16 protein-coding genes are annotated in these 15,718 nt (G+C 60.9%); 11 read left to right on the forward strand and 5 right to left on the reverse strand.

The window, feature by feature from the left end:
* Nucleotides 1-97 precede the first annotated feature (97 nt).
* From urtB to urtE, 4 genes are read left to right on the forward strand one after another with little or no spacing between them, the layout of a single operon-like run.
* The gene (urtB, locus tag IEX27_RS15395; protein WP_244630396.1) at nt 98-1,711 is read left to right on the forward strand and encodes an urea ABC transporter permease subunit UrtB; all 1,614 of its coding nucleotides are present in this window, start codon (nt 98-100) and stop codon (nt 1,709-1,711) included.
* On the forward strand, nt 1,708-2,871 hold the full coding sequence (gene urtC / locus IEX27_RS15400; RefSeq protein ID WP_188721971.1) for an urea ABC transporter permease subunit UrtC: 1,164 nt from the start codon (nt 1,708-1,710) through the stop codon (nt 2,869-2,871). The genes urtB and urtC overlap by 4 nt, the downstream gene beginning before the upstream one ends.
* Nucleotides 2,872-2,876: 5 nt before the next feature.
* Nucleotides 2,877-3,635, forward strand: coding sequence for an urea ABC transporter ATP-binding protein UrtD (gene urtD / locus IEX27_RS15405; RefSeq protein WP_188721972.1), 759 nt, complete (start codon nt 2,877-2,879; stop codon nt 3,633-3,635).
* A gap of 12 nt (nt 3,636-3,647) precedes the next feature.
* On the forward strand, nt 3,648-4,343 hold the full coding sequence (gene urtE, locus IEX27_RS15410; RefSeq protein WP_188721973.1) for an urea ABC transporter ATP-binding subunit UrtE: 696 nt from the start codon (nt 3,648-3,650) through the stop codon (nt 4,341-4,343).
* A gap of 40 nt (nt 4,344-4,383) precedes the next feature.
* Here urtE and IEX27_RS15415 read toward each other — a convergent pair whose 3' ends face one another.
* The 4 genes from IEX27_RS15415 to osmF are packed head-to-tail and all read right to left on the reverse strand — an operon-like array spanning nt 4,384 to nt 8,192.
* Nucleotides 4,384-5,130, reverse strand: coding sequence for an ABC transporter permease (locus IEX27_RS15415; protein WP_188721974.1), 747 nt, complete (start codon nt 5,128-5,130; stop codon nt 4,384-4,386).
* Nucleotides 5,127-6,065: an ABC transporter ATP-binding protein gene (locus IEX27_RS15420; protein WP_188721975.1), complete on the reverse strand. Its 939-nt coding sequence runs from the start codon at nt 6,063-6,065 to the stop codon at nt 5,127-5,129. Before IEX27_RS15420 ends, IEX27_RS15415 begins: the two co-directional genes overlap by 4 nt.
* The gene (locus tag IEX27_RS15425; protein WP_188721976.1) at nt 6,062-7,267 is read right to left on the reverse strand and encodes an ABC transporter permease; all 1,206 of its coding nucleotides are present in this window, start codon (nt 7,265-7,267) and stop codon (nt 6,062-6,064) included. The genes IEX27_RS15420 and IEX27_RS15425 overlap by 4 nt, the downstream gene beginning before the upstream one ends.
* 19 nt (nt 7,268-7,286) lie before the next feature.
* Nucleotides 7,287-8,192 carry a glycine betaine ABC transporter substrate-binding protein OsmF gene (osmF, locus tag IEX27_RS15430; protein WP_507763575.1) on the reverse strand — a complete coding sequence of 302 codons (906 nt, stop codon included), beginning with the start codon at nt 8,190-8,192 and terminating at the stop codon, nt 7,287-7,289.
* A gap of 110 nt (nt 8,193-8,302) precedes the next feature.
* Between osmF and IEX27_RS15435 the strand changes: the two genes are divergently transcribed.
* On the forward strand, nt 8,303-8,458 hold the full coding sequence (locus IEX27_RS15435) for a hypothetical protein (RefSeq protein WP_188721978.1): 156 nt from the start codon (nt 8,303-8,305) through the stop codon (nt 8,456-8,458).
* On the opposite strand, the gene IEX27_RS15440 is transcribed toward IEX27_RS15435, so the two are convergent.
* On the reverse strand, nt 8,455-9,243 hold the full coding sequence (locus IEX27_RS15440; RefSeq protein ID WP_188721979.1) for an IclR family transcriptional regulator: 789 nt from the start codon (nt 9,241-9,243) through the stop codon (nt 8,455-8,457). The genes IEX27_RS15435 and IEX27_RS15440 overlap by 4 nt on opposite strands.
* A 266-nt stretch (nt 9,244-9,509) precedes the next feature.
* Between IEX27_RS15440 and IEX27_RS15445 the strand changes: the two genes are divergently transcribed.
* The 6 genes from IEX27_RS15445 (at nt 9,510) to IEX27_RS15470 (ending at nt 15,718) form a co-directional block, all read left to right on the forward strand.
* On the forward strand, nt 9,510-10,082 hold the full coding sequence (locus IEX27_RS15445) for a TRAP transporter small permease (protein WP_188721980.1): 573 nt from the start codon (nt 9,510-9,512) through the stop codon (nt 10,080-10,082).
* A 3-nt stretch (nt 10,083-10,085) separates the two neighbouring features.
* A complete protein-coding gene (locus tag IEX27_RS15450; protein WP_188721981.1) occupies nt 10,086-11,372 on the forward strand; it encodes a TRAP transporter large permease in 1,287 nt (428 codons plus the stop codon).
* Between the two features lie 80 nt (nt 11,373-11,452).
* Complete coding sequence (locus tag IEX27_RS15455) at nt 11,453-12,463, forward strand: TRAP transporter substrate-binding protein (protein WP_188721982.1); 1,011 nt, start codon at nt 11,453-11,455, stop codon at nt 12,461-12,463.
* A 217-nt stretch (nt 12,464-12,680) separates the two neighbouring features.
* Nucleotides 12,681-13,154, forward strand: coding sequence for a MaoC family dehydratase (locus tag IEX27_RS15460; protein WP_188721983.1), 474 nt, complete (start codon nt 12,681-12,683; stop codon nt 13,152-13,154).
* Nucleotides 13,155-13,325: 171 nt separating this feature from the next.
* On the forward strand, nt 13,326-14,549 hold the full coding sequence (locus IEX27_RS15465) for a CaiB/BaiF CoA transferase family protein (RefSeq protein ID WP_188721984.1): 1,224 nt from the start codon (nt 13,326-13,328) through the stop codon (nt 14,547-14,549).
* Between the two features lie 2 nt (nt 14,550-14,551).
* Nucleotides 14,552-15,718 carry an acyl-CoA dehydrogenase family protein gene (locus tag IEX27_RS15470; protein ID WP_188721985.1) on the forward strand — a complete coding sequence of 389 codons (1,167 nt, stop codon included), beginning with the start codon at nt 14,552-14,554 and terminating at the stop codon, nt 15,716-15,718.

Below are 15,718 nucleotides of genomic sequence, written 5' to 3' on the forward strand. Positions count from 1 at the left end.
GACACCCGAAATATGATGGGCTCGGCCCCTCATACAACATCCCTCTTCCCGCCAGGGAAGAGGGTTCGGCATCTCCGCCGGGTGGTTTAAGGAACCCGTGAACATGATCCGCTTTCTCTCTTCGCTCATTCTGCTTCTCACGCTCGCGGTCTCGGGGCATGCGCAGGGTGGAGCTGATCCCCGACCTCTCATTGATGCGCTCGGCAAGGCGAACTTCAAGCAGGCTGAAGAACTGCTTGGCCAGATCGCTGCAACCGGAGACGCGCGTGTCGCGCCTGCGCTTGAAGCCTTCGCGGCTGGCGATCTCTACGCCCGCAAGTCCGACGGGGCGGTGTTCATCGCGAAGCCGGCTGGCAAGAACTTCAAGCTGATCGACCCCTTGAGCGGCGAGGAAGTGGAAGAGGCTGGAAAGGGTGCTGTTGCCAAGATCAAGATCAACAATAACCTCCGCCGCGTGATCCGTTCCACGCTCGGCGGTTTGACGCTTCTGAGCCCGGACCGGGCCACGCGCCTGCGGGCAGCTGAAGCGGTCATGCGCAGCCCCAGCGCGGAAAACCTCGAACTCATTGAAGCCGCTCTGGAAAAGGAAAGCGACGGAGCAGTCAAGGCCCGCATGGAGCAGGCCCGCGCCGTTTCGCTCCTCGCCTCTGACCGTGGCGTTGAAGAAAAGCGCGCGGCCATCGACACCATCCGGAGCCTCGGCGGACGTCCTGCCATCGCGATCCTGATGACAGCCGCTCCGGCTGTTGACCCGGCGCTCAAGGAAGATCTGAACCACGCCATCCGCCAGCTTGAGAGCAATCTCGCGGCGTGGGACGTGGCGCAGAACGTCTGGTATGGCCTGTCGCTCGGTTCGGTCCTGCTGCTCGCAGCCATCGGCCTTGCCATTACCTTTGGCGTAATGGGCATCATCAACATGGCCCACGGCGAGATGGTGATGATCGGCGCGTACTCCACCTTTGTCGTGCAGCAGCTGATCCGCACCAACGCACCGCAACTCTTCGACTGGTCGCTGTTGATCGCCGTGCCGGTCGCCTTCCTCGTCACTGGTATCGTTGGCCTGGTAATCGAACGTGGCGTGATCCGCTTCCTCTACGGTCGCCCGCTCGAGACGCTGCTTGCCACCTGGGGTATCTCGCTGATCCTGCAGCAGTCCGTGCGCTCCATCTTCGGTCCCACCAATCAGGAAGTGGGCAACCCGTCGTGGATGTCCGGTTCGTTTCCTCTCGGCGGCATGACCGTCACCTGGAACCGCATGTGGATCATCCTCTTCTCGATTTCAATCTTCCTCGCGCTGCTTGCCCTGATGAAGAAGTCCTCCTTCGGTCTGCAGATGCGCGCGGTGACGCAGAACCGCCGCATGGCATCCTCCATGGGCATCCGCACCCCCTGGGTTGACGCGCTCACCTTCGCGCTTGGCTCAGGCATCGCAGGCATCGCAGGCGTGGCGCTCTCCCAGATCGACAACGTCTCGCCAAACCTCGGACAGGCCTACATCATCGACAGTTTCATGGTCGTGGTGTTCGGTGGCGTCGGCAATCTCTGGGGTACGCTCGTCGGAGCGCTCTCGCTCGGCGTCCTCAACAAGTTCCTCGAACCATCAGTCGGCGCCGTGCTCGGCAAGATCCTCGTGCTCGTACTGATCATCCTCTTCATTCAGAAGCGTCCGCGCGGCCTGTTCGCGCTCAAGGGAAGGGCGGTGGAAGCATGATCACCAGCTTTGTTCTTCGTGCCCTCAACGGCCGGATCACCATCACCATCGCGATCCTCCTCGCTGTCGCCGCTCTGGTTCCGGCACTGAATATCCTGGTGCCGCCGGGCAATCCCTTCCACATCCCAACCTACGCCGTCTCGCTGATGGGCAAGTATCTTTGCTACGCGCTGCTGGCGCTGGCGCTGGATCTGGTCTGGGGTTACTGCGGCATCCTCTCGCTCGGCCACGGCGCGTTCTTCGCGCTCGGCGGCTACGCCATGGGCATGTACCTGATGCGCCAGATCGGCCCGCGCGGCGTATATGGGGACCCGATCCTGCCCGATTTCATGGTGTTCCTGAACTGGAAGGAACTTCCCTGGTTCTGGTACGGGTTCGACATGTTCCCTTTTGCCATGCTGATGGTGCTGCTGGTGCCGGGACTGCTCGCCTTCGTCTTTGGCTGGTTCGCCTTCCGCTCCCGCGTCAACGGCGTTTATCTGTCGATCATCACCCAGGCGATGACCTACGCGCTGATGCTCGCCTTCTTCCGCAACGACATGGGCTTTGGCGGCAACAACGGCCTGACTGATTACAAGGAAATCCTCGGCTTCTCCGTTCAGGCGCAGGGCACGCGCGCCGTTTTGTTCGCTGCCTCGGCGGTGATGCTGGCGCTCTGCCTGCTGCTCGCCTCGGCCATCGTCAATTCCAAGTTCGGCAAGGTTCTGGTGGGCGTACGTGATGCGGAGAGCCGCGTACGCTTCCTCGGCTTCCGTGTCGAAAACATCAAGCTCTTCACGTTCGTCGTTTCAGCCATGATGGCGGGGGTCGCCGGGGCTCTGTTCGTTCCGCAAGTCGGAATCATCAACCCCGGCGAATTTGCTCCCGCGAACTCTATCGAGGTGGTCGTCTGGACGGCAGTGGGCGGACGCGGGACACTGATGGGTCCGATCATCGGCGCGGTTCTGGTGAATGCTGGAAAGAGCTTCTTCACCGGCGCGTTCCCGGAATTCTGGCTCTTCGCGCTCGGCGGCCTCTTCATCGCAGTCACACTGTTCCTGCCCAAGGGCATCGTTGGAACGGTCGAGAAATACTGGCAGGCGCGCAAGGCGACCAGGAAGGCCAGTGAAACCAGCAGGGGCGGAGACGTTCTTACAGCCCAGCCACAGGCGGCGGAGTAGGCACAATGACTGAAGAAACGAATGCACCCCGCAGCCTGCTCTACCTCGATGGCGTGTCGGTCTCCTTCGACGGATTCAAGGCGCTGAACTCGCTGTCGCTGGTGATTGAACCAGGTGAGTTACGCGCGATCATCGGTCCGAACGGTGCCGGGAAGACCACCATGATGGACGTGATCACCGGCAAGACGCGACCGGATACCGGAACCGTTCTGTTCGAAGATACGATCGATCTCACAAAGAGAGACGAGGCCGACATTGCCCAGCTCGGCATCGGGCGAAAGTTCCAGAAGCCGACTGTCTTCGAAAGCCACACGGTCTGGGACAACTTGGAGCTGGCGTTGAACCGCCCGCGCGGCGTCTACTCGACGCTCTTCTATCGCCTCTCCGGTGAAGACAAGGACCGCATCGAGGAGATCCTCGCCACCATCCGCCTGTCGCACAGAAAGGATGAACTGGCAGCCAATTTGAGCCATGGGCAGAAGCAATGGCTGGAGATCGGCATGCTGCTGGCGCAGGAGCCGAAGCTGCTTCTGGTCGATGAGCCCGTCGCCGGAATGACCGACGCGGAAACGGCGGAAACCGCCGTTCTGCTTCGGGAGATCGCCAGGACGCGCTCGGTGGTTGTGGTGGAGCACGACATGGGCTTCATCCGCGATCTCGGCGTGAAGGTCACCTGTCTGGCCGAAGGCTCCGTGCTTGCCGAAGGATCGATCGACTTCGTGTCGAGCGATCCGAAGGTGATCGAGAACTATCTGGGCCGGTAAAGGAAGAAGCATATGCTGACGGTTGAAAACGCAAACCTCCATTACGGCGCTTCCCAGGCCCTGCGCGGTGTTTCCATCAAGGCGGAAATGGGCAAGATCACATGCGTGCTCGGACGCAACGGCGTCGGCAAGTCGAGCCTTCTGCGCGCCATCGTCGGCCAGCACCCTCTTTCCGCAGGCTCGGTCAGCTTCAACGGAACGCAGCTGAACGGCATGGCGCCCTACAACCGCGCGCGACAGGGCGTCGGCTATGTCCCGCAGGGACGCGAAATCTTCCCGCTGCTGACGGTGAAGGAGAACCTCGAAACGGGCTACGCTCCGCTGAAGCGGTCGGAACGCTCGATCCCGCCGGAGATCTTCAACCTCTTTCCTGTGCTGCAGTCGATGCTTGGCCGTCGCGGCGGCGACCTTTCGGGCGGCCAGCAGCAGCAGCTCGCCATCGGCCGGGCGTTGGTCATGCGCCCGCAGATCCTCGTTCTGGATGAGCCCACTGAAGGCATCCAGCCGTCGATCATCAAGGATATCGGCCGGGCGATCCGTTACCTGCGCGATTCCGCCGGCATGGCGATCCTGCTGGTGGAACAGTACCTCGACTTCTGCCGCGAGCTTGCCGACCACGTCTACATCATGGATCGCGGCGAGATCGTGCACGAGGGCTCAGCAGAGACGCTGGATACGTCGGAGGCGAGGCGGCACCTGACCGTCTGATGTCAAGTTTGAGAGATGGGGCGGGGGGCGCCCCCATCGATCAGGCCGTGGCGGACGCACCGAAGCGATTTGCAAAGGCGCGCTCCGCCACGGTTAGCAGATCGAAGATCAGGATCGCCAGCACGCCTACAAGGGCCGCCCCCTGAACGATGAAGGCCATGTTGTTGGTGAGCAGCCCGGCGATGATGACTTCGCCGAGCGTGCGCGCCGCGACCGTTGAACCGATCGTCGCCGTGCCGAGCGAAATAACGGCGGATACTCGAATGCCGGTCAGGATCAGCGGCGCTGCGAGCGGCAGTTCAACCTTGAAAAGGCGCTGGGCGGCGGTCATGCCGACGCCACGCGCGGCTTCGCTCACAGAGGGCGGGATGGTGGTGAGACCCGTCACCGTATTCTCGAAGATCGGTAGCAGCCCGTAGAGGAAAAGCGCGACCAGCGTCGGCGCGGAGCCGAAGCCCAGCACCGGAACGGCGAGCGCCAGCACGGCCACGGGCGGAAAGGTCTGGCCGATATTTGCGACGCTGCGGGAAAGTGGCAGGAAATCCCGTCCGGAACGCCGCGTCACCAGAATTGCGAGCGTAATGGCGACGATGCTTGCCGCAAGTGTGGCAACGGCAGTCAGCGTCAGGTGGATCAGCGTCAGCTGCCAAAGCACGCCTTGCGTATAGATTGTGGGTGCGTTTTCGCGATTGAGCGGCCTCAGGATATCCGCGAACAGTTGCGGTTCAGCCAGAAACAGGCAGAGCAGAAGCCACAAGCATAGGCGGATGAGCCATGCCGCCCTCATTGCATCTTCGCGGCTCGTCTGGAAATCGCGTCCATGGTCACGCGCCCGATGCGTTCGTTGCGCGCAGAGACTACGGGCAGGGCACTTCGCCTTGACCAGAGCATTTCTGCAAAGGCATCGCGCAGCGTTGCCGTCTCGGCAACCGGAGCGCCCTCCGCGTCACCGCTTTCGACAGCGGTGCTGACCGGCGCAAGCGACAGAAGCCGGAAGGGCCTTTCATTCTGGCCGATGAGGTCTGCGACGAATGGGTGGGCCGGATGGAGCAGGATGTTCTGAGGAGTGTCATATTGGAGAAGCCGCCCGCCATCCATGACGGCGATCATGTCGCCGAGCTGGATCGCTTCATCCATGTCATGGGTAACGAGGATGACGGTCGTCCCGAACTTCTTCTGAATCGCGGAAAGGTCGTCCCGCGCCTTGTTGCGGATGATCGGGTCGAGCGCACCGAAGGGCTCATCCATCAGCAGGATATGCGGCTCGGCGGCAAGTGCTCGGGCGACGCCGACGCGCTGCTGCTGGCCGCCCGAAAGTTCACTTGGCAGCCGGTCACGATATTCGGCGGGGTTTAGCTGGAAAACATCGAGCAGTTCATTGATGCGCTGATCAATACGGGCGCGCTCCCAACCCACAAGCTGCGGCACGGTCGCGATGTTCTCAGCCACCGTCTTGTGCGGGAAAAGGCCATAGCCCTGGATCACGTAGCCGATGCGCCGGCGCAGCTCGAATGGCTTCACCGTCCGCGTGTCCTCTCCGTCGATCCTGATTGCGCCCGAAGAAGGCTCCACAAGGCGGTTGATCATCCGGAGCAACGTGGTCTTTCCGGAGCCCGATGTGCCGACGATGGCCGCAACCGTGCCGGCTTCGACGTTGAAGCTCACAGTCTCCACCGCGGTCATCGCGCCATAAATCTTCGAAACGGCATCGATTTCGATCATCGGTGTTCACGCCTTTCCTTGCGGCTCATGTCGATGAACGCGTCCATCAGCACGGCGGATGCAAATGCGAGGATGATTGTCGGGATGACGCCGAGCAGCACCAGATCGATCGACGCCTGGCCAAGCCCCTGAAAGACGAAGACGCCGAAGCCGCCGCCGCCAATAAGCGCGGCAATCGTCGTAAGACCAATGTTCTGCACGAGCACAATGCGGATGCCGGCAAGGATGGCGGGCAGCGCCAGCGGAAGCTCGATGCGCAGCAAACGCTGATGCCGCGTCATGCCCATGCCGCGCGCCGCTTCCCGTGCGCTTGTTGAGACGCCTTCAAGACCGGCAAGCGTATTTCCGGTGATTGGCAGAAGTGAATAGGCGAAGAGCGCTACGAGCGCCGGTGCCGTGCCGATGCCCCGGATGCCAAGTGCTGAGACGACGGGCACGTTGCTTGCGAGCCACGACAGCGGCGCGATCAGGAGCCCGAAGAGCGCCAGCGACGGGACCGTCTGGACGAAGGTCAGCGTGTTCAGGATCGCTGAACGTGTACCGCGCTGGTTCTGGCAGGTGATGCCGAGCGGAATCCCGACGATGCAGGCAGCCAGCATGGAACCGACGGAAAGCGTGATGTGTTGCCGCGCCTCGCGCCAGAATAGCTGCGCCTGGTTTTCATATTCCTTGAGGAACGAGATGTTCGACCAGAGCCCGCTTGAAACCAGAAGCAACAGCGCGCCCAAAGCGGCTGTCGCCAGCGCAATGCGTGTGGTCGGGCGAAGCCTTAGCCGGGTAATGGCGTCGGTCAGGCCCAGCGAGAAGGCAAAGAGCAGCAGCCAGAAGCCACTCGCCGGCCGCACCCGCGCATAGGTGTTTGCATCAGCGGAAAGGTGATCCGCTGCCAGGCCCGCCGCCACGAGTAGCAATGCGATCGCAGCGCCAGCTGAAACTGCGCGGAGCTTGGTGGACGTGCGGACCAGCAGAAGGAGGGCCGCGACGCCAAGGGCTGCCAACAGCATAACGGCATAAGTTTGCGGCAGTGATGCGAGGATGGACCGCGATTCCGCTTCAACAATGCGGTTTGCGGCAAAGCTCATAAACGGCAGAAACATCGCCGCGACGGCGATGGGTGCTACGAGCAGCCCTACCTTGTCGTACCAGAGCGCGCGCCCGCCATCACGCAAGTCCTCGGACGTCTGGGTTGCTCCGCTGTTCATGCGCGGGATTCCCGAGCTGCTATTTCAGGAAGCCGCCGCTCTTCAGATAATCTTCCGCCACCGCTTGAGACGGCTCGCCGCCCACCTGAACGCGTCCGTTCAGCTCCTGCAGAGTTTTCAGGTCGAGCGATTCGAAAACAGGCGCCAGAATGGTCTCGATCTCGGAATGCTCCTTCAGCGCTTCCTCGCGGATGATGGGAGCGGGGTTGTAGATCGGCTGCACGCTCTTGTCGTCATCGAGAACAACAAGACCGGAAGGCGCTATGCCGCCGTCGGTGCCATAGACCATCGCTGCGTTGACGCCATTGGTCTGGCGAGCGGCTGCCTGGATGGTTGCCGCCGTGTCACCGCCGGAAAGCGTCACCAGTCCTTCGGGCAGAATCTTGAAACCGTATGTCTTCTCGAAGGAGGGGAGGCCGGCATCGGAATTGACGAATTCCGCGGAGGCCGCGAGTTTCACCGCGCCGCCGTTGGCGACCCACTGGCCGAACTCACTCATCGTGGTGAGGTTGTTTTCCTTGGCGACTTCCTCGCGGATCGCAATCGCCCAGGTGTTGTTTGCGGGCGCCGGCTTCAGCCAGACGATCTTGGCGCCCTCGTAGTCGAGCTTCCTGGCTTCTTCATAGCCCTTGGCCGCGTCGTTCCACACCGCATCGCCTGCGCGATCATAGAAGAACGCGGCATTGCCGGTGTATTCGGGATAGATGTCGATTTCGCCTGCCTGGATCGCCTGCCGGACGATCGGCGTTGCGCCAAGCTGCAGCCTGCTTTCTGTCTCGATGTTGTTGGCCTCCAGCATCAGGACGATCATGTTACCCAGAATGCCGCCTTCCGTGTCGATCTTGGACGAGACCACAACCTGGGCATTCGCGCCGAATGTGGTGATGGCGAACAAGGCAGCGGCAAGAATTCCGGACTTCGTCATTTGCATCGCTGTCCCCTCAGTTCTGAGCAATAGTCACAAGCGTCGACGGCAGAATTGGTGCAGCGTACTACGAAAATACAGCTGCACAAATATAGAATAGGCGGCAAATAATGCATGAAACCAGCGCATGGTTCCATGTATCCAAACCCTCATTCGGTTCAGTGGGGCTCTCGCGCACGATCAGCAATAAAGCTGACCCGCGTGATGAATTCCACCCAAAAGGCAAAAGTTTGCCGGTGCTGGTTGCTGCAAGTGGCCTGATCTAGAGCCGATCGAGCGGCGGAACGGTGAGCCCCTTGATCTTCTCGGAGAGAAAACGGGGGCCGAGATGCTGCCCGACCGCCTCATGCATGATCTTGGCGACTTCCACCATCCGGCTCTCCATGCGGTTCAACGGTCCCGCGACCGTGATGGAGAAGATCCGCTCCGAAAGAATGATTGGCAGCGACACACCGCCAAGGTCTACGCTGTAATTGGAGGCCGAGCGGAACCAGCCTCGGTACAGGCCAGCCTGGATCTGGTCCTCAACCGCCTGGACGCTCATGGGTGTTCCGGAACCGTAGCGTTCGAAGGTCACCTTGCGGAGCAGGGCGCTTCGCTGGCGCGCAGGCCACTGACTCAACACGGCATGGCCGGAAGCGGTTGCGTGGATCGGGATCCGCTGGCCTACCTCAGCGGCATAGCGCACGATGGCCCTCGACTGAATGACTTCGAGGAAGATCAGGTAATTGCCCGACGCGCTACCGATACAGACGGTTTCTCCCGTCCGCTGATTCAGGTCGGTCGCAAGCCGTACCAGTGCTTCCGGCACAGGTTCCGCCGAAGCGATCGTCTGGGAAATCGAAAGCCAGCGGGGCGTCGGATAGAAGCGACCACGCATTTCCGGCTCAAACAGGTAGCCGCGTGTGGTGAGCGTCGACAGAAGGTTGAAGGTCGATGATCTCGGCCAATCGAAGTGCTGCGAAATCTCAGCCAGGCTAGCAGGCTTGCCGTGCTCGGCGAAAAACTCGAGTAGGTCTAGTACGTTTGCAACCTGCCGAACCTGTACCACGTCTGCCCCACCTGCCGCCACGTTGTTCTAAGCCGGCAATGCCAGCGGTTGTCTATATATATGAACTATATGGCTGCGTTAAGCAATAAAATGTCTTCAACGTCTCCAATTGGGCAAAATTCCATATATGTGGACATACTGTTCAGAGAACTGTTGACGTTGCCCACATTCTGGCGAATATTCATATTGCTGAATGCAATCTGCCAACAAGCATATGTCAGCGCGGGGTCTCGTGTCATTCCGAGATCCGCTGCCGGGAGGAAAGAATGATACGAAGTTCCGCGCGCGGGGAGAGCACGCGTCTCGAACGCAGTCTGGAAATCATAGATTTCAGTCTGATGCTGGTGGCGGCTGCGGCCATGGGCATCATCATGCTGGTCGTGACGCTCGATGCAACGCTGCGTTATACGATGTCGGCGCCGCTGACATGGTCCTATGACCTCATCGGCCTCTACCTGATGGTGGCCGTGTTCTTCCTTGCGTTGCCTGACACGCTGCACCATCACGGACACATCGCCGTCGATCTTTTCCAGCGCCTCATCCCGTTCCGCGCGCGACACTTCTTCCTGGGCATCGGATACGCGCTTTCGACCTGGGTTGTGGTCCTCATCGCTTGGGGCGGGATTACGCGTTTCCATACGGCCTTTGTGCGGGGTGAGCACATCGCTGCCCTCATCCCCTGGCCGACGTGGATCGCCTATTTCCTCGTAGCCCTTGGCTCCGCCGCCTTGGTGCTGCGCTGCCTCGTGCGGGTTTACGGCCATCTGGCTTCATCGATCACGGGACGAGAATTGGTGGACATGCCACCGCCGCCCGAAATGGGCGCGGAGGAGATCTAGCCTATGCTCGTAACATTCGTCCTGCTGCTCCTGGGCTTCCTGCTCTTCATCGGGCTTCCGGTTGCCTTCGCCATGGCCGTTTCCGGCGCTATTGGGCTCTATCTTTACGGCGGAATGCCAATTCTCGGCGGCATCCTGAACACGACACCGCTCACGACCGCCAATTCCTACGAAATGATCACCATCCCGATGTTCATCCTGATGGCGGAATTCGTGATCCTTTCCGGGATAGCAGGCGACCTCTTCAAGGCAGCCACCATCTGGGTGGGGCGCATCAAGGGTGGTGTCGCCATGGCGACGGCCATTGCCGGCGCGGGTTTCGGAGCGATCTCCGGATCCAGCACCGCAGCGGCGGCAACTCTGGCTGCTACCTCGCTGCCGGAGATGATGAAGCAGGGCTATGAGGCCAAGCTTGCAGGCGGCGTTGTTGCCATTTCCGGAACGCTCGCGATGCTGATCCCGCCGTCGGTTGCCCTGATCCTCTATGGCATTCTGGCCGATGTTTCGATCTCGGCCCTGCTGATCGGCGGCGTCATCCCAGGCCTGATCGTGACGCTTGCGATCGTGCTCACCGTCTGGATCCTGGTCATTCTTTGGCCGGAATCTGCTCCCGCGGGACAGCCCTATTCCTTCCGCGAGAAGATTGCGTCCCTGAAGCGCGTAGGCCCCATGCTGGTGCTGTTCGTGGCGATCACGGGCACCATCTACTCCGGCATCGCCACGCCGACGGAAGCCTCCGGCATCGGCGCGTTTGTCGCCATGCTGCTTGCGATCTGGGAGCGCAAGCTCAACCTGTCGACGCTCTGGATTGCGTTGCGCACCTCGGCGCAGACGAGCTGCATGATCCTGTTCATCATCCTGGGCGCGCATGTCTTCGGCTATTTCATCACCCTGACGCGGGTCACCAACGACCTGACGGATTGGGTCGCCGCACTGCCGCTGGCGCCGCTGACGATCATGGCGCTGATCCTCGTCGGCTACATCATCCTCGGTTTCTTCATGGACCAGATTGCGATCCTGATCCTGACGGTGCCCGTGGTGCTGCCGACCGTGATCGCGCTTGGATTTGATCCGGTGTGGTTCGGCGTGATCGTGGTTGTGACGGCGGAGGTAGGCATGGTCACGCCACCCCTGGGGATGAACGTTTTCGTGGTTGCCCGCTACACGCGGCGACCGATCAGCGAACTGTTCAGGGGCGTGATGCCCCACGTATGGGCGCACCTGATCGTGATTGCCCTGTTGACGCTGTTCCCGGGCCTCGTCCTGTGGCTGCCGTCAACGATGAACTGAGGAACGAATTTGAAGCGGGCGATCGGCCTTGGGAGATGGCTGCCTCGTCTACATTGGAACCTGAAACTGGGAGGACTAGTATGAAGAACTTACTCAAGGCAGGCGTCACACTTCTTGCGCTTACGGCGGCATGGGCGATGCCGGCATCGGCTGAAACGCTGCGGATCGGCGATTCATTCCCCGTCGGTCATTACATCTCCGAGAACATGACCAAGGTCTGGATGGAAGAGGTGAAGAAGGCTTCCAACGGCGAGGTCGACTTCGAATATTTCCCGGCCGAACAGCTGGGCAAGGCCAAGGATTTGCTCTCGCTGACCCAGAGCGGTGTCATGGACATCGGTTACGTTGGCGCGTCCTACGTGAGCGACAAGCTGCCGCTTTCCTCCGTCGGCGAGATGCCGGAAGCCTTCACCACCTCTTGCCAGGGCACAAAAGCCTTCTGGCAGATCGCCAAGCCCGGCGGTGCGCTGGATCAGGCGGAGTTTGCGCCGAACGGCGTGCGCGTTCTGATGGTGATGGTGCTGCCGCCGTATCAGGTCTTCACCTCCAACCGCGAGATTTCGGGCCTCGACAGCCTCAAGGGTCTGAAGATCCGCAGCACGGGCGGCGCCAAGGAGCTTGCCTCGCAGTTGGTGGGTGCGGTGCCGATCCAGATCGCTGCACCCGACACGCGTGATGCGCTGTCCCGCGGCACGCTTGACGCACTGCTCTTCCCGCATTCCTCGATCCTGCCTTACGAGGTGCTGCCCTTCCTGAAATACGCAACGCAGGATGTGAACTTCGGCTCGTTCGTGGTGACTTACGTGATCAGCCAGAACAAGTGGGACCAGCTCGACGAGTCCACGCAAAAGATCCTGGCGGACGCGGGTGAAGCTGCCACCTTGCACGGCTGCGAAGTTGCCGACCGCATGGACGGTGAGGACAAGCAGAAGATCGCCGAGTCAGGCGTGAAATTCGTAACGTTCTCAGAAGCCGATCAGGAAAAGCTTCAAGAAGTTCTCGGCACGGTGAGCCAGCGTTGGGCTGAGGACCTCGACAAGCGCGGCAAGCCGGGCACAGAAATCCTGGAAGCGTTCCGCAACGCGCTCTGATCCGGTCCATGTGAAATTCCGGGCACTGTGCGCCGGTTTCGGCCGGCATTGCACAAAGTCCTGGTGCTTGCAGTTCCCAAGGATTCCCGTCCCGGGAGCTGCGTGGAGCGGGATGAGGAAAGCAATTTGCTACCCCATCCCGCTCTATCTCTTTCCAATTGATCGCAATTGTGAGGTCGGGCAACAGTCCGGCTTCCCGCGATCCGGGCGATTTTTCATGAAACTGGTCGGCAAGGGCCTCTACTGGACGGAACTGGAGGTAGGTTCCTCGTTCCGCACCTTCGGACGCACCATCACTGAAACCGATATCGTCAACTTCGTCTCTGTCGCCGGGATGCTTGAATCGCTTTTCGTCGATTCCGAATACCGCGCCGCGCACTCGGCCATCCCTGGGCGACCGGCGCCTGCCGCGCTGGTGCTTGCTCTGAGCGAAGGGCTGGTGCTGAACGCAAGTGCGCAGGGCACCGGGCTAGCCTTCCTGCACATGGAGCTGTCGGTCGAAAAGCCGGTTCAACAGGGCGACACGATCCACGTCGAACTCACCGTTGTGGAGCAGCGTGCGGCTTCCAAAGGCAATCGAGGGCTGGTCCGAACGCGCAATCATGTCGTGAATCAGCGCGGCGAGACGGTGATGGTCTACACCCCGCTGCGGCTGATGGAAGGCCCGCCGCAGGACAAGCCAGGCGAGTAGCATTTGTTCATATTTGTGAACAAAGAGGCTGACGACGGCTCGAAAAATCGCCATCAGGTTCAAAAAATGGGTGCTGCAGCAAATTGATGCTTGAACACGCCGCAACCATATGATCCAAATATATGTACAAATAATTCATAGTTGCGAACCATAACAGGAGTGGCATTTCCGATGGGGCCGCTTGCCGGAGTAAAGATCATAGACCTGACGGCCGTGTTGATGGGGCCGTACGCCACCCAGTTCCTGGGAGACTTCGGTGCGGACGTCATTAAGATCGAGCCGCCGAAGGGGGACCTCGTCCGCAGCATCGGGCCAAGCCGTTCGCCAGGCATGGGGCCGATCTTCCTGAACGCCAACCGCTCCAAGCGGTCCATCGTCATCGACCTGAAGAAGGCGGAAGGCCGTGCGCTTCTGCTGGATCTTTGCCGGGAAGCCGATGCGCTGGTCTATAACGTGCGTCCGGCGGCCATGGCGCGTCTCGGTCTGTCCTACGAGGAAGTTTCGGCCATCAATCCGAGGATCGTCTATGCCGGACTTTATGGCTACGGTCAGGACGGACAATATGCCAAACGCCCGGCCTATGATGATCTGATCCAGGGCGGCGCCACTCTCGGCTACCTCTTCAACCTCTCAGGTTCGCCGGAACCCCGTTATGTTCCAGCCGCCATCGCCGACCGTATCGTGGGCCTCACCGCGCTGAGCGGCATCCTTGCCGCACTTCTCGAGCGTCACAAGACCGGTCGCGGCCAGCGTGTCGACGTGCCGATGTTCGAGACCATGGTGAGCTTCATCCTTGGCGATCATCTGGGCGGGCTGACGTTTGACCCGCCGCTCGACAAGGGCGGCTATCCCCGCCAGCTTGCCAAGGACCGCAAGCCCTTCCGCACTTCGGATGGCTACGTCTGCGCGCTGGTCTATACGGATGAGCACTGGCAACGCTTCGTTCAGGCGATCGGCGAACCAGACCTGATGGAGCGTGATCCCCGCTTTGCGAATTTTTCCTCGCGCATGGAGCACGTCGATCACGTCTATGGCTGGCTAAAGGAGCTTTTCCTCACGCGTACGTCGGCCGAGTGGATCGCGCTTCTCGACGAGAACGACATCCCGGTCATGGCGATGCACACGTTCGAGACTGTGCTGGAGGATCCGCACCTGTCGCAGGTGGGCTTCTTCCAGCGCGTTACGCACCCGAGCGAGGGTGACATCATTTCAATGGCCAATCCGGTGCTCATGTCCGGAAAGCCCACACAGACCAACCGTCTCGCCCCCGTGCTGGGCGAGCATACGGTCGAGGTGCTGCGGGACATGGGCAAGGACGAAGGCCAGATCGCAGAGCTTCTGGAACAAGGGATTGTCGCAGCGCCATCTGCGCCGCTGGCAGCAAAAAGAGGTTGAACATGGATTTTGGTCTAACGAGCGAACAGGAAGCCATTCGCGAAGCCGTGGGGCAGATATGCGCCCGTTTTGATGACGCCTACTGGTTGAAGCGCGACCGCGAGGGTGGCTTCCCGCAGGATTTCTATGATGCGCTGGCCAAGGAAGGCTGGCTCGGCATCTGCACGTCGGAAGCGCAGGGCGGGGCGGGTCTCGGCATCACCGAGGCAGCGATCATGATGCGCACGATCGCGGAATCCGGTGCAGGCATGTCCGGCGCTTCCGCCGTTCACATCAACATCTTCGGTCTGAAGCCTGTCGACATCTACGGCACGGAAGAGCAGAAGAACCGGATGATCCGCCCGATGGCGGAAGGCCGGGAGAAGGCCTGCTTCGCCGTTACGGAACCCAACACCGGCCTCAACACCACGCAGCTCAAGCTCAGGGCCGAAAAGCGCGGCAGCGTCTATCACGTGTCTGGGCAGAAGGTCTGGATCTCGACCGCTCAGGTGGCCGACCGCATCCTGCTTCTGGCGCGCACCACGCCACTGGAAGAAGTGAAGAAGGCGACGCACGGCCTGAGCCTGTTCTACACGAAGTTCGACAGGGAGCGCATCCGCGCCCGCGAGATCGAAAAGATGGGCCGCAAGTGCGTCGACTCCAACGAACTGTTCTTCGATGATTTCCAGATCCCTGAAGAGGACCTGATCGGCGAGGAGGGACGCGGGTTCGAGTACATCCTGCAGGGTATGAACCCGGAACGCATCCTGATCGCGGCAGAAGCGGTTGGTCTCGGCATGGCAGCCCTCAGGAAGGCAAGCCAATATGCGCGCGAACGCGTCGTCTTCAATCGGCCGATCGGGCAGAACCAGGGCATTCAGCATCCCTTGGCGAAAAGCTGGTGCGAGCTTGAGGCCGCCTGGCTGATGGTGATGCGGGCCGCCTGGCTCTACGACAATGGCAAGCCCTGCGGTGAGGCGGCCAATGCCGCCAAGTACCTCGCGGGCGAGGCGGGCTTCGAGGCCTGCCAGACGGCTGTGATGACGCACGGCGGCTTCGGCTATGCCAAGGAATACCATGTCGAGCGGTACCTGCGCGAGGTCATGGTTCCGCGTATCGCACCGATCAGCCCGCAGCTGGTGCTGAGCTTTATCGCGGAACGCGTCCTCGGCATGCCGAAGTCATACTGA

This window comes from Nitratireductor aestuarii, from assembly GCF_014641695.1.
GTDB classification, from domain to species: Bacteria; Pseudomonadota; Alphaproteobacteria; order Rhizobiales; family Rhizobiaceae; genus Chelativorans; species Chelativorans aestuarii.

What these genes read in the sequence shown, in the direction of transcription:
- IEX27_RS15450 (WP_188721981.1), top strand. Translation starts at nt 10,086, where the DNA reads ATGCTCGTAACATTCGTCCTGCTGCTCCTGGGCTTCCTGCTCTTCATC.
- urtD (WP_188721972.1), top strand. Translation starts at nt 2,877, where the DNA reads ATGACTGAAGAAACGAATGCACCCCGCAGCCTGCTCTACCTCGATGGC.
- IEX27_RS15455 (WP_188721982.1), top strand. Translation starts at nt 11,453, where the DNA reads ATGAAGAACTTACTCAAGGCAGGCGTCACACTTCTTGCGCTTACGGCG.
- IEX27_RS15420 (WP_188721975.1), bottom strand. Translation starts at nt 6,065, where the DNA reads ATGATCGAAATCGATGCCGTTTCGAAGATTTATGGCGCGATGACCGCG.
- IEX27_RS15445 (WP_188721980.1), top strand. Translation starts at nt 9,510, where the DNA reads ATGATACGAAGTTCCGCGCGCGGGGAGAGCACGCGTCTCGAACGCAGT.
- IEX27_RS15415 (WP_188721974.1), bottom strand. Translation starts at nt 5,130, where the DNA reads ATGAGGGCGGCATGGCTCATCCGCCTATGCTTGTGGCTTCTGCTCTGC.
- urtE (WP_188721973.1), top strand. Translation starts at nt 3,648, where the DNA reads ATGCTGACGGTTGAAAACGCAAACCTCCATTACGGCGCTTCCCAGGCC.
- IEX27_RS15465 (WP_188721984.1), top strand. Translation starts at nt 13,326, where the DNA reads ATGGGGCCGCTTGCCGGAGTAAAGATCATAGACCTGACGGCCGTGTTG.
- IEX27_RS15460 (WP_188721983.1), top strand. Translation starts at nt 12,681, where the DNA reads ATGAAACTGGTCGGCAAGGGCCTCTACTGGACGGAACTGGAGGTAGGT.
- IEX27_RS15435 (WP_188721978.1), top strand. Translation starts at nt 8,303, where the DNA reads ATGCATGAAACCAGCGCATGGTTCCATGTATCCAAACCCTCATTCGGT.
- urtC (WP_188721971.1), top strand. Translation starts at nt 1,708, where the DNA reads ATGATCACCAGCTTTGTTCTTCGTGCCCTCAACGGCCGGATCACCATC.
- osmF (WP_507763575.1), bottom strand. Translation starts at nt 8,192, where the DNA reads ATGACGAAGTCCGGAATTCTTGCCGCTGCCTTGTTCGCCATCACCACA.
- IEX27_RS15425 (WP_188721976.1), bottom strand. Translation starts at nt 7,267, where the DNA reads ATGAACAGCGGAGCAACCCAGACGTCCGAGGACTTGCGTGATGGCGGG.
- IEX27_RS15470 (WP_188721985.1), top strand. Translation starts at nt 14,552, where the DNA reads ATGGATTTTGGTCTAACGAGCGAACAGGAAGCCATTCGCGAAGCCGTG.